This window comes from Desulfosarcina alkanivorans (assembly GCF_009688945.1).
Taxonomy (GTDB): domain Bacteria; phylum Desulfobacterota; class Desulfobacteria; order Desulfobacterales; family Desulfosarcinaceae; genus Desulfosarcina; species Desulfosarcina alkanivorans.
Genome location: NZ_AP021874.1, coordinates 5,932,960 through 5,945,985, shown reverse-complemented (window position 1 = coordinate 5,945,985; position 13,026 = coordinate 5,932,960). Strand labels below are relative to the sequence as shown.

At 60.8% G+C, this 13,026-nt stretch carries 9 protein-coding genes; 2 read left to right on the top strand and 7 right to left on the bottom strand.

Annotated features, from left to right (window positions below):
* Positions 1–137: 137 nt before the first annotated feature.
* Complete coding sequence (locus DSCA_RS25835; protein WP_155319192.1) at positions 138–632, bottom strand: universal stress protein; 495 nt, start codon at positions 630–632, stop codon at positions 138–140.
* Positions 633–1,467: 835 nt separating this feature from the next.
* On the bottom strand, positions 1,468–2,418 hold the full coding sequence (locus DSCA_RS25830) for a hypothetical protein (protein ID WP_155319191.1): 951 nt from the start codon (positions 2,416–2,418) through the stop codon (positions 1,468–1,470).
* Positions 2,419–2,680: 262 nt separating this feature from the next.
* Between DSCA_RS25830 and DSCA_RS25825 the strand changes: the two genes are divergently transcribed.
* Complete coding sequence (locus tag DSCA_RS25825; RefSeq protein ID WP_155319190.1) at positions 2,681–3,097, top strand: hypothetical protein; 417 nt, start codon at positions 2,681–2,683, stop codon at positions 3,095–3,097.
* Positions 3,098–3,184: 87 nt separating this feature from the next.
* Here DSCA_RS25825 and DSCA_RS25820 read toward each other — a convergent pair whose 3' ends face one another.
* Positions 3,185–4,693: a multiheme c-type cytochrome gene (locus DSCA_RS25820; RefSeq protein ID WP_155319189.1), complete on the bottom strand. Its 1,509-nt coding sequence runs from the start codon at positions 4,691–4,693 to the stop codon at positions 3,185–3,187.
* A gap of 244 nt (positions 4,694–4,937) precedes the next feature.
* Here DSCA_RS25820 and DSCA_RS25815 point away from each other — a divergent pair, with 244 nt between their 5' ends.
* Positions 4,938–6,656 carry a methyl-accepting chemotaxis protein gene (locus DSCA_RS25815; protein WP_155319188.1) on the top strand — a complete coding sequence of 573 codons (1,719 nt, stop codon included), beginning with the start codon at positions 4,938–4,940 and terminating at the stop codon, positions 6,654–6,656.
* Positions 6,657–6,790: 134 nt separating this feature from the next.
* Here the strand turns inward: DSCA_RS25815 and DSCA_RS25810 are convergent, their stop codons facing one another.
* From DSCA_RS25810 to DSCA_RS25795, 4 genes are all read right to left on the bottom strand, one after another.
* Positions 6,791–7,000 (bottom strand): hypothetical protein, encoded by a 210-nt coding sequence (locus tag DSCA_RS25810; protein WP_155319187.1) that lies wholly within the window; start codon positions 6,998–7,000, stop codon positions 6,791–6,793.
* On the bottom strand, positions 7,000–7,806 hold the full coding sequence (gene larB, locus DSCA_RS25805; RefSeq protein WP_155319186.1) for a nickel pincer cofactor biosynthesis protein LarB: 807 nt from the start codon (positions 7,804–7,806) through the stop codon (positions 7,000–7,002). The genes DSCA_RS25810 and larB overlap by 1 nt, the downstream gene beginning before the upstream one ends.
* A 168-nt stretch (positions 7,807–7,974) precedes the next feature.
* Positions 7,975–11,622 carry a pyruvate:ferredoxin (flavodoxin) oxidoreductase gene (nifJ, locus tag DSCA_RS25800; protein ID WP_155319185.1) on the bottom strand — a complete coding sequence of 1,216 codons (3,648 nt, stop codon included), beginning with the start codon at positions 11,620–11,622 and terminating at the stop codon, positions 7,975–7,977.
* Between the two features lie 191 nt (positions 11,623–11,813).
* Complete coding sequence (locus DSCA_RS25795; protein ID WP_155319184.1) at positions 11,814–13,025, bottom strand: MFS transporter; 1,212 nt, start codon at positions 13,023–13,025, stop codon at positions 11,814–11,816.
* Position 13,026: the final 1 nt, after the last annotated feature.

Below are 13,026 nucleotides of genomic sequence, written 5' to 3'. Positions count from 1 at the left end.
TTTCAGAGAGGCGGTGCAAAATTTCTCATTGGAAGAAACCATCGATTCAACCCCGCCTGTTTTTACATGCCAACCGGGCCTGAACGAATCCGAAGTGGGGGTAAATCGGTGTGACGGCAATGGAGCGGACTGCCTGCCTATTCTTCGGGCAGGGGGATGACAAACACCGGTTTCCTGACCCGGCGCAGAACCCGTTTGGCCACACTTCCGAAAAAGGACCGGCTGACAATGCCCTTGCCATGGGTTCCCATGACGATGGCATCGCAGTGCAGTTCATCCGCTTTTTTCAGGATCTCATCCGCCGGGTACCCCTTGCTGATCTCTATTTGAACGACTTTACCGGCGGATTCGGGATCAGCGGCCACGTTCTTATCGATGAACCCCTTCAGTCGTTTTCTGATGTCTTCGTGAATCAGAGCGATTCTTTTTTCCAGGTCACCTTCTATCGGGGTATAGTTTATATAGCCGGCAAACATGATCTGCGTACTTTCCATGGTCTTGTCGATAACATGCAGCACGACGACCTCCGCATCAAATTTAGCGGCCAGGTTGATGGCATAACCGAAAGCATAAGCAGAATTATCGGACAGATCAGTAGCATAAAGAACCCGCTTGATTTCCTGTGTCATCATATCCTCCTGTCTGGCAAGTATACCCTTTCGTATCCCTTCGTTTCCCTTCTCCAACCGGAAGGACCCTGTCCGGGATTGAATTCACTCATTCTTTTGAAACCGCTTCCGGAATTCTTCTTTAATGGGACGCCCTGTCTTAGGAAACAGCATATTGCATGCCACACCCAAAAGCCGAATGCCCGGTCCTTGCGTTGGGGGTGTTGAATTACCCTTTTCCGGCAGGGCATCCCGATCATACGGCCTGCGTTCCAGGTATGCGCCAGCCCTGACTGCAATCCGAGCCGTCAGTTTCCTGCAACGCAATACATGCCCTGCCCGGCATAACGATTTCTGTCGTACCGGAACCATTCCCCCGGGGGCTGTTTTTTCCACGCTGGAAAATTTACTGACAGGTTAACCATCAGGGATGTCAGGGGAGTCGTTCGTCGGGCAATAAGCCCCTCCCGCCATATCAGCCCTATGCCTGCGGTAAAATTTTTCGGGCGCCTCGATCTCCACCAAAATTCCATGCTTCCGGACGAACACCAGTTAACCGCCATTCGCCGCGACCCGGGTGAAAAAGCGTTGGGCGTCGGGATGAAAAACGCTTAAACGATTTTTTGGTTCAGGAATTATCAAAAGATAACGGGCGGTCTGCACCCCCGCGCTCGGTGGAAATCCGTTCGGAGGTCAGGGCGGTGCATCGGACACACAAGGCATCCGGCGGGTTGATGGGGATCGATGTTGAGAGCGACGGCGGACGGTTAACGCATCGATACATCTCCGGGGATTTTTCCTGCTGTTCCCGCAGCGCCATCCATCGGCGGGAAGCACATACGGCCTGGCATCACCGGCCTCATTTTACCAGGTAGGCCGCCACAAGCGCATTGGCCGGCAGGGTGCCGACCCCGCGGATGCGTTCGAAAAGGGTTTCGCAATCCGTCCGCTGCAGCCGGTTTACCGTCTTCAGGGCCCGCCATTCGTCCCGGATGTGGGGGCAGTCGTCGGCGGCGTTCACCATTTCCGTTTTGGCCAGGATTTTATTGAATATCAAACTCCTGGCCGCCAGCAGGTCGATCGTGGACGACTCGGCCCGGGGATTGAAAATGTATCTCAGGGTCAGCTCATCCCCCGGCCCCATGAGATAGGACCGGCCCGTGACGGCCCGCACGGCCGCCGCCATGGGGTGTCGGCTGCGGATGTCATGGAGGCCGCCGAGTCGACGCTTGATGCACCTGCGCAGCCAGAGGTGCATGGTTCCCGCCTCGATGTAGATCGAGGAAAAGTGACGGGCCCGCCGGGCCAGTGCTTCGGCACGCATGCGGTCCCGCAGGCGAAAACGAAGGGCGTCGGCAACCGCGAAGGCTTTCAGTGCGGCGAGCACATCCCCGAACGGCTGCCCGGCGGCCGACCCATAAAAATCGATCAGGGTCCGCGTGGCCTCCTTTTCAGCCGCATAAACCGGCACCAGGCCGGCATCCCCCATGATATCCCCGGGTGTTTGGCCGGAGGCGAACCGCTCGTGAATCTGGATCAGACGCGCGACGAACGGTTCGACCTGCTCCAGCCGGGTCCCCTTTGCATGCAGCCTGCGAAGCATGCGGCAACTCAACCGGCTGAATTCAGGGTATTCGGTATCCAGTTCGGCCACGTAATCGTCGACGGCCAGTCGTCCGTCGAGCATGGGGCCGAACCCCGGATCAGGGGCTTCTTCGAGGAAAACCACCTGGTGCCGGGCCATGGCTTTTTCCGTGTACGGAAGCGTTTCGGCACGGTGGTTGGAATAGGCGATGGTGATCGTAGCCATGGGGATTTTCTCGCAGGTTGGACACGGTTGACAATGCCTGGGCACCCCGGAACCATAGTGATGGCCGGCCGGCGTGTCAATGCGGCCGGCTGCCGGCAGCCCCTTCCCCGTCCTGCGGCAGGCACGGTGGATCGCGGGCCGTCAGCCAACTGATAGGTTTTACCCGACACACGACCCGTTGACGACCCTCATTGCGGATGCACGCAAAGTGGATACAGTAGGAAAGCCGTCAGATTGCAAAAAAACAAATCGGAGTGAAGCCATGAAAATCGATAAAACAGACCGGACGCTCCCCATTCCCATCAACGATGCGGTCCTGGCATCCGCACAGCGGTTGAAGGACCTCGGCCTGCCGTGGTCGCCCCATGTCGGCTGTTTCGTCTGGGATCGTGATGCCGCGATCCAGGCGCCCTCCCCTTTTCCCCGACGCATTTACTTCATCCTGAACATGCGCCGCTTTACGGACATCTTCGGCAGCCGGGAAAACATGCGTCGGCAGCTGGTATGGGTGCCGACCTGGCACCAGGCATTTCAGCTCTGCCGCCAGTGGGGAATTGCCGCCCCTGATGCAAAGGGGGCCGCCAGGGATACGCGACCGGATCCGGAGGAAGATGGCCTGCTTGGCCTGTATGACCTGCTGCCGGGGCAGATTATGGCAGATCTGATGGAGCCGGAATAGGCTTGCTCCCGCCCGTCACGGGTTCATTGGCCGGCCATGGTCCATCCCCTTCAGGCGTCCGCCTATCGGAAACTGCCGTCGGCCGGCTTATTTCACGCCCTTTTTACCCTCCATGATCAGGTCACGGGTCTGCTGCCAGTCGTGCATATCCATGATGGCTCTGGTCAGGTGGTAGCGGCCGTCTTCAAACACACCGTAGTCGCCGCCGCCGGCCATGGCCGACACGAACCGGATGTTGTTGGCGTACAGCAGCCAGACGTCGCTCCAGCGGCGTTCGATGTACTGGTCGAACATACTGCCGCCGCCGGCCAGTCCCCGGGCATAGCCTTGGTCCCATATGGAACGCATCAGCTGCGTGGCCGCCTTCACCGATCGGTTGGAGGTGGCGATGGTGTTGTCCAGGCGTGCAAAGAACCCTTTCACCCAGGAGGTGTCGTGGCACGCCAGGCAGGTTCGCCGCATGGCGGTGCGTCGCGTTTCGATCTCGTCGGCGGATATCAGAAAGTCGGCGGCCAGGCTCCCGTCCAGGTCGGTGGGCAGCTGCAGGCCGGCAGCGTTTCGGATGATGGTGGTGTCCGGTGACTGGGGCTGGGGGTGGGCATAGATCAGGCCGAAGATGCGCCACCCCAGCCGGTCGCTCATCTGGTGGGTGCGCGGGTTGATCACATCCCCGTCTGCATTCACCGTCAGGCTGATGTGGCAGGTCGCGCAGGTGGGCGCCTGAATATCCTCGCCGAGGGTCCACGGGACCGTGTCAAAATCCCACCCGGCATTCATGGAAGAAAAGATATTGCCGTGCTTGCTGGCGGAATAGACCTTGAACGCGGGCACATCCGGCCCCACATGGCACTCCTTGCAGGTATAGGGTTTGCGGGCCATTTCGATGGAAAAGCGGTGGCGGGTATGGCAGGCCGAGCAGGCGCCCCGGCTGCCGTCCAGGTTGACCCGTCCCACCCCCTGGTTGGGCCAGCCGGCGATCACGGGAAACGCCAGTTCCCCGGCATCGGTGTCGCGGATCTCGGTTGCGGTCACCCGCAGCCGGGTGCCGTGGCAGTAGTAGCAGGCATCGGCCCGGGTCATGTCATCGGCCGGCGTAAAATGGACCCGATCCGGCGTCACTTCAGCCGCCCCCAGAATGTTGCGCTGCAGGTCGGCGTACAGGGTGTTTTCGGACAGGTTCTTCTCCGCCATGGCCATGATGTTTTTGGAATACTGCCGGCGTTCGGTGGCGTGGCAGGTGGCGCAGTCGTCCGGGCTGACCACCACGTGAATGTCGTAGCCGTTGTGCTCGAAGGTGTCTGCATGGGCGTCGCCCCTCAGGGTATGACATTCGGCGCATCCCACGCCGGTCGCCTGGAGTGCTTCGGGGACCTTGCCGCCGGACATGCGCCGCTGCAGGTCGCCGACGGCCATGGCCGCTTTGGGGGTGACTGCCGCGTGGCGGCTCTTCTTCCAGTCGGCAACGATACCCGGGTGATAGACGGCATGGCAATCCAGGCACTCCTGGGTGGCATCGCTGACGGGGGCGTCGCCGGCAAAGGCGGCCCCGGCGTTCAGAATGATATACAGGATGACGAACGGATACGCTTTTGGCATGAGGCCCTCCATGGCTGGTCGGTAGGTCCGGCTATTTTGTCCATAGCAGTTAAGCGATCCAAAAGCCAGTGCCGGGATGTCGTTTTTCACTCAAGGCGGCACCTGAAACGGCCGATAATCCACGCTCGGGAAAACAGCAAAGGGCCGGGATGCACCGGCCCCGGACAAGGCTCCGAAGAAGGGCGTCCACGAGGCCCGGGAGCCGTTTACGATCCGTTCCACCGTTCGCAAAAAGGAAGCAGACGTGTCATTTTCACCGTTTAAAAACAGAACCCTTGGAATGGCCACCAAAACCGCCGGGCTTTCGGGTGCGGCAGTACTGGTCGTTCTGGTCGTTAATTCATTGGTTTTCCAACGCCTCGAATCCAATCTGGTCTCGCTTATTTTCAGTCAGTATGTGGCCAACGTCGAACAGGCCATCGACGACCAGGGCCTCAAGCAGAAGTCGGCACTGCAACAGCGCGTGGAGATCAGCACGCGGGTACTGGGCAACGCATCCGCCTCATTTCTTGCCAATTTTGATATGTCCTCACTTCAACGCCTGCTGGAATCAATGATCGAAGATCCGAATCTCCTGGCCGTGCAGGTGTGGGATGAGGCCGACGAACCGTTTTATGCCGTCTGGAAAAATCCGGACATCAACAACGGTGAAGCGCTGCCCGCGGATCTCGAGCTGGCCCAGGGCCTGTCATTCAGCAGCGACGGCCTGCTCAATGGAGAAAAGGTCGGATCCCTGCGCGTCTACTATACGGAGTCGCTCCTGCAGGCCCGGATGGACGCTGATAAAAAAACCGCCGCCGAAAAGATATCCGCCTTTCGAAACACGGTAGACGGCAGAGTCGACCGGGTGACCCTGATCCAGTACCTGACCATGGGGGTGACCCTTTTCGTACTGGTGGCGGCCATCGTGATCTGCATCGGCTTCATTGCCGTGAAACCCATCAGGAATCTGACCGACAGGGTCGCTGATCTTGTCGAAGGCGAGGGTGATCTGACCAAGCGGCTGCAACTGTCGACACGGGATGAGATCGGATTGCTGACCGGCTGGTTCAACCGCTTTATCGAACGGATGCAGAATCTCATTGGCGAAATCATGGTCAATGCCATGACCCTGAACCAATCCTCCTCGGACATGTCCCGCATTGCCGACACCCTTTCCGCCGGTGCCAGCGGAATGCGTTCACGGTCCAGCCAGGTCGCTGCCGCCACCAGGGGGATGAGTACCGACATGAACACCGTGGCGGCCGCCAGTCGAGAGACGTCAACCAACGTCAACATGGTGGCCACGGCAGTTGAAGAGATGAATGCTACGGTGGAGGAAATCGCACAAACCACGGAGAAAGCCCGGCTGGTCACCGGGGAGGCGGTTCAAAATGCCGGCCTTGCCGCTTCCCGGGTCAATCGGCTGGGAGGTGCGGCTGCGGAGATCAGCAAGGTAACCGAAGTCATCACCGAGATATCCGAGCAGACCAACCTGCTGGCCCTCAACGCCACGATCGAAGCGGCCCGCGCCGGAGAAGCCGGCAAGGGGTTCGCGGTGGTTGCCAACGAAATCAAGGCGCTGGCTCGACAGACCGCCGATGCCACCGGGAATATCGAAGAAAAAATTGACGGCATCCAGACGTCCACATCCACCACGATTCGCGAAATTGAAAATGTCACCCGGACCATCCATGATGTCAACGATTTGGTCGCCACCATCGCCACGGCTGTGGAGGAACAGAGTGCGACCACGCGTGAGATCGCCGGCAACATCAGCCAGGCGGCTGCGGGCATCAGCGAGATGAATGATAAAGTCGTCGGGAATTCAGCAGTCGCCGGGGACATCGCCGAATCCATATCCGAAGTGGATCAAACGGCTGAAGAAATGGCAGGCAGCAGCGTTCGGGTGAAAGAGAGCGCCGGCAACCTGCTGAAACTGGCCGGGCAGCTCAACACCATGGTGGGCCGCTTCAAGACCTGATTGGCGGCGGGGGAGACGGACGGGGGCATGCGTCCCTGACGGGTCGTGAACGAAAGGATCGGCAGCGCGTCTGCCGGGCGTTTCAGCTTTTCTGAATGCAGCTTGAAGGCTCGGGCCGAGGTCCCCCGGCGGCGTCACTCTCGACGGCCGTGAAGGGCCTCCCCATCTGCGGCACCGATGCGATAGGTGCCGTCAAGCCGTGCCACCATTGCGTCATAGCGGCCTTCCAGCTCGTCTTTGGCCGCCTCGTATGCCGCCGGTGAAATCCGTCCGGTTTTCAGCTGGTCGTCCAGAACGGCCAGTTCGTTGTCATACCAGCGGTCCGGGTCGAAGTTGTAGGTCATCAGCAGTCCTCCCGCAGGGTTGGCAAGCCTTCCGGCGATTGGTCCCCGCCCCCCCGGTCGGCGAGCCGGTTGATCATGGATGCGGCGTATCCGGCCCCGTAACCGTTGTCGATATTGACCACGGTGACGCCGTTGGCGCAGGAGTTGAGCATGGTCAACAGGGCCGCCAGGCCGCCGAAGCTGGCGCCGTAGCCGATGCTGGTGGGCACGGCGATCACCGGTTTGTCGGTCAGGCCGGCCGCCACGCTGGGCAGCGCGCCATCCATGCCGGCCACGACAACCAGCACGCTGGCCGCCTGAATCTTCTCCCGATTGGACAGCAGGCGATGAATGCCCGCCACGCCCACATCGCTGAGCCGCTGCACCCGGTTGCCCATGGTCTCGGCGGTCACGGCCGCCTCTTCGGCCACCGGGATGTCCGAAGTGCCGGCGCACATGACCAGGATCGTTGTTCGCGTGGGCACCACCGGTTTGCGGTTCATCACCACGATGCGGGCCGCCTCGTGGTACTCCACCCGGTCGCAGACGGATTTCAGAGCCTCGTAGACCGGGCGTTCCGCCCGGGTGGCCATGATGTTGGCATCTTTTTCCAGCAGGCGCCGGGCAATGCCCACAATCTGGTCCACCGTCTTGCCCGGGCTGAAGATGGTCTCCGGGTGGCCGCTGCGCAGGGCCCGGTGGTGATCCACCATGGCGTAGCCCATGTCCGCATAGGGCAGGTCCTTGAGTGCATCCAGGGCCCGGTCCACCGGCATGTCGCCGGTTCTCACCTGCTCCAGTAATTTTTTCAAACCATCGGGATTCATTGAACGGACCTGTTGGGATTCAGGTAAATAAAATGAATCAGGAGCCGGATTCTGTCAACGACTTTCTCTTCCCGGCATGGCGCCCTTGACCGATCCGGACGAAAAAGGGCCGGTCACCCGGTGGGTGACACGGCCCTGATGGATTAAAGGTTGTGTTCAGACTACCGGCTATTTCCCGGCTCTGCCATCGTCGCAGGCATCGTCCGCACCGGCTCGGCCGGCATGCTCGGCGGTGCCGGCCAGGGTACAGGCATCCCCGTCCCCTTCAGCCGGAGTGGCCAGTTCTCCCGACGGCTGGGCCGCCACGAACTCGGCTTCGGCCATAGCTTTGAGAGTGGCGTAGCGATCGGCGAATTCCGCCTCCAGACGGGTATGCAGCCGTTTGGCCTCGTCCGGAAAAATCTTCTGCAGGGCGGCGTACCGCACCTCGCCGGCCAGAAATTCCTGCAGGCTGCCGTCCGGCGCCTTGGAATCCAGCACAAAGGGGTTCTTGCCCTCTTCCGCCAGCATGGGATTGTAGCGGTACAGCGGCCAGTAACCGGACTTGACCGCCAGGCTGGTCTCCAGCTGGCTCTTGCCCATGCCCTTTTTGATGCCGTGGTTGATGCACGGGGCGTAGGCCATGATCAGCGACGGGCCGTCGTAGCTCTCCGCTTCGGTGAACGCCTTGACCAGCTGCTGCTTGTTGGCGCCCATGCCCACATTGGCCACGTAGACATAGCCATAGGTCATCGCCATCCCGCCCATGTCCTTTTTGGCGGTCTTCTTGCCGGAGGCGGCGAACTTGGCGATGGAGCCGGTGGGCGTGGCTTTGGAGCTCTGTCCGCCGGTATTCGAGTAGACTTCGGTATCAAAGACCATCACGTTGATGTCTTCCCCGGTGGCCAGGATGTGGTCGATGCCGCCGAAGGAGATATCGTAGGCCGACCCGTCACCCACGAAGATCCAGTAGGAGCGCTTGGTGAAGTAGGACGCCAGGCTGTCGATCCGGTCCAGCAGGGGGTTGCCCGCATAGCCGAATAGCATTTCCCGGATCTGGTCGCCATAGCGCTTGGAGCCTTCGGCGTCCCGCATGTTTTCCAGCCAGCCTTTCATGGCCGCCTTCAGGTCGTCATCGATGTCCGTGTCCAGGGCTTCGGTCACCAGGTCCGCCAGCACCTGGCGCTGCTGCAGCTGTCCCAGAAACATGCCGTAGGTGAATTCGGCCGGGTCTTCGAACAGGGAATTGCCCCAGGTGGGACCGCAGCCCTCTGCGTTGACGCAGTAGGGAATGGACGGCGCACTGCCGCCCCAGATGGAGGAGCACCCGGTGGCGTTGCCGATGACCATGCGCTCGCCGAACAGCTGGGTGAGCAGTTTGGCGTAGGGTGTCTCGCCGCACCCGGCACAGGCGCCGGAGAACTCCAGCAGGGGCTGGTAGAACTGGCTGCCCTTGACCGTGTTGCGGTTCACCAGGCCTTCACGCACCGGCAGGCCGGACGCATAGCGCTGATTGGCCACCTGGGCGTCGATCTGGGTCGCCAGCGGCTTCATGACCAGGGCCGGCTTTTTGGCCGGACAGATATCCGCGCAATTGCCGCAGCCCAGGCAATCTTCGGTAAACACCTGCATGCGGAACTTGTAGGTCTTGAGTTCCTTGCCCAGGGCTTTTTTGGCCTCGAACCCCTCGGGCGCCTCCTTGAGTTCATCGTCGGTGACCAGCACCGGGCGGATGGCCGCGTGGGGGCAGACCATTGCACACTGGTTGCACTGGATGCAGTTTTCCATGATCCATTCGGGCACGTTGATGGCCACGCCGCGCTTTTCATACTGGGTGGTGCCCACGGGAAAAATGCCGTCCGGGGAGAAGGCGCTCACCGGCAGCTTGTCGCCCTGCTGGGCCAGCATGGGCTTCATCACTTCGGTGACCCACTCGGGTTCGTCGCCGGCCGCAGCCGCCGTCAGACCGGCATCGGCCCAGCTGTCCGGATAGTCGATTTCCAGCAGGTGGTCCAGGCTCTTGTCCACGGCTTCGTTGTTCATGTTGACGATCTTGTCGCCCTTCTTGCTGAACAGCTTCTCGATCTGATCTTTGAGGTAAGCGATGGCTTCATCAACGGGAATCACATTGGCCGCCTTGAAGAAAGCGGTCTGCATGATCATGTTGATGCGGCCGCCCAGGCCCACTTCGCCGGCGATTTTAACCGCATCGATGTTGTAGAACTTGAGTTTTTTGCGGGCGATGGTCCGGCGCATGGCCACGGGCAGGTGGTCTTCCATGTCTGCCAGGGTCCAGGGACTGTTGAGCATGAAGGTCCCGCCGTCCTTGATGCCTTCCAGCACATCGTAGGTGTTGACATAGGACGGGTTGTGGCAGGCGATGTAATCGGCGCTGTCGATCAGGTAGGTGGACTTGATGGGGGTCTGGCCGAAACGCAGGTGGGAGATGGTCACCCCGCCTGATTTCTTGGAATCGTAGGCAAAATACGCCTGGGCGTACATGTCGGTATTGTCGCCGATGATCTTGATGGCGCTCTTGTTGGCGCCGACGGTGCCGTCGGCCCCCAGGCCCCAGAACTTGCACTGGACCGTGCCTTCGGGCGCCACGTCAAATCCGGTCTCGACGTCCAGGCTGGTGTGGGTGACGTCGTCTTCAATGCCCACCGTGAAGTGATTCCTGGGAGCCATGCCGTTCATGTTGTCAAACACGGCCTTGACCATGGAGGGGTTGAACTCCTTGGAGCCCAGCCCGTAACGGCCGTTGACGATGGTGGGCATGTCACCCTGTTCCATGAAGGCCGTGCACACATCCTGGTAAAGCGGATCGCCCAGGGCACCCGGCTCCTTGGTGCGGTCGAGAACCGTGATCCGGGAGGCGGTGGCCGGGATGGCCGCCAGCAGGTGCTTGGCCGAGAAGGGGCGGAACAGACGGACCTTGACCAGCCCGACGGACTCGCCGCGGGCGTTGAGGTGGTCGACCACCTCCTCGATGGTCTCGCAGGAAGACCCCATGGAGACGATGACGCGGTCCGCATTGGGATCGCCCACGTAATCGAACAGGTTGTACTTGCGGCCGGTGAGGGCGGACACTTTCTTCATGTAGTCGGCAACGACGTCCGCCACCTCCTGGTAGTAGACATTGGCCGCTTCCCGGCCCTGGAAATAAATATCCGGGTTCTGGGCGGTGCCGCGCAGCTCGGGGGCCTCGGGGTTCACCGCACGGGCGCGGAAATTTTCCAGGGCTTCCATATTGATCAGCTTGCCCATGTCGTCGTAATCGATCAGCTCGATCTTCTGGATCTCGTGGGAGGTCCGGAAGCCGTCGAAAAAGTGCAGAAAGGGGACGCTGGATTCGATGGCGGCCAGATGGGCCACCAGCCCCAGGTCCATCGTTTCCTGGACCGACGCGGAGGCCAGCAGGGCGAAGCCGGTCTGGCGAACGGCCATGACGTCCTGGTGGTCGCCGAAGATGGACAGCGCATGGGCGGCGATGGCCCGGGCGGTGACATGCAGGACGCCGGGCAGCAGTTCACCGGACATCTTGTACATGTTGGGAACCATCAGCAAGAGTCCCTGGGAGGCAGTGTAGGTAGAGGTCAGCGCGCCGGCGGCCAGCGAACCGTGAACCGCTGCAGCCGCACCGGCTTCACTTTGCAGTTGGCGCACCAGCAGACGCTGGCCGAAGACGTTCTTGCGGCCGTTCGCCGCCCACTCATCGCAGATTTCGCCGATGGGGGACGAAGGGGTGATGGGATAAATGGCGGCCACTTCGCTCATGGCGTAGGCCACGTGGGCGGCTGCGGTGTTCCCGTCGATGGTTTTCATTTTCTTTGCCATAACTGCTCCTTGTAACGGGTTAAAAATATGGAATCCACTCTGCAGCAGCGGGTCTCAGGGGAGCCACTGCAGAAAACCAGTGCTCGACAGCAAAGAGAAGGAAGAACGGTCTTCGGATTTGCGTGGTGATTGCTGTCTTTTTCGATGCAAAAGGGACTGATTAAAACACATTGACACAGACTTGACAAGAACTAATTAGTTTGCGTGGGATTGCATTTAACCGACCGATTTAAATCACTATTTACCTCATCTGGACAGTCAAGTCGCAACCCCTTGCCCAGCGCAAGGGCACCTGCGGCCATCAGGCCGCCGATGCCCCATAAAACAGGCGTGAAGCTGCCCATGCGATCGAAGGCCACCCCGGCAACGATGGGCGCGGCCGCCGCCGGGATGTTGGCTGAAAACAGCCACCCGTAGATCTGGCCCAACCGTTCGCTGCCCCATCTTTCCGCCGCCGCCGACGCATAGAGCACCAGAATGCCGCCATAATTGAAACCGGACAGAACGGCGAAGGCGATCAGCCCGGAATCGGATCGCAAAATGGGGCCGTGCAGCATCAACAGCCCCGCCTGGAGCAGCAGGTTGGCCTGGAGGATGAGGGCGGACCGGCCGCGATCGAATATCCAGCCCCAGGTGATGCGGCCGGCGGCATTGGCCAGGGCAAAGGCGGCCACGGCCCGGACGCCGGCCTGGACACCGGCATCGCCGTAAAGCTCCTTCATATTGGCGTTGACGGCAAACCCGGCGGCAAGCCCGGCGAACATCGCCAGGTAAAGAACCGCAAAAGAGCGTTCCTTGAGAAGGGCGATCACGGGAATCGGCTGTGGGACTTCCGCTGAACTTCCGGGCGGATTTTCCATCAGGCTCCCGGCCAGGGCCACCAGCAGCAGAAAAATGGTTCCCAGAACGCCGAAGGCGTTGAAAGGACTCATGCCGACGGCGGCCATAAGGGTATCGGCAGCATGGCTCACCAGGGCGGCACCGCCACCGAATCCGGCCACCGCCACGCCGGTGACCAGGCCCTTTTGCCGGGGGAACCAGCGCACGCAGGTGGCAATGGGGACGATGTAGGCAAACCCCACGCCGATACCGGCAACCAGACCGATGCCAACGATGGTGAACGCAAAATGAAAATGTCCCATCGCAGCCATGATCCAGCCGCCGCCGAAAAGCAGGCCGCCGGCCACCGCACAGCGCCGCGGTCCGATTCTGGGCAACAGGACGCCGGTGACGATCATGGTGGCCGGAAAAGCGAAGTAGAACAGGGAGAAGGGGAGCTGGGCCGTCCCCTGGAGGATTCCGGTGGTCTGCTTGAGCGGCAGCACGAAGATCGACCAGGCGTAGGTGGCCCCCAGGCACATCTGCATGGCAACGGCGGCAAAAAGGATTCGATAGCGTTTCATA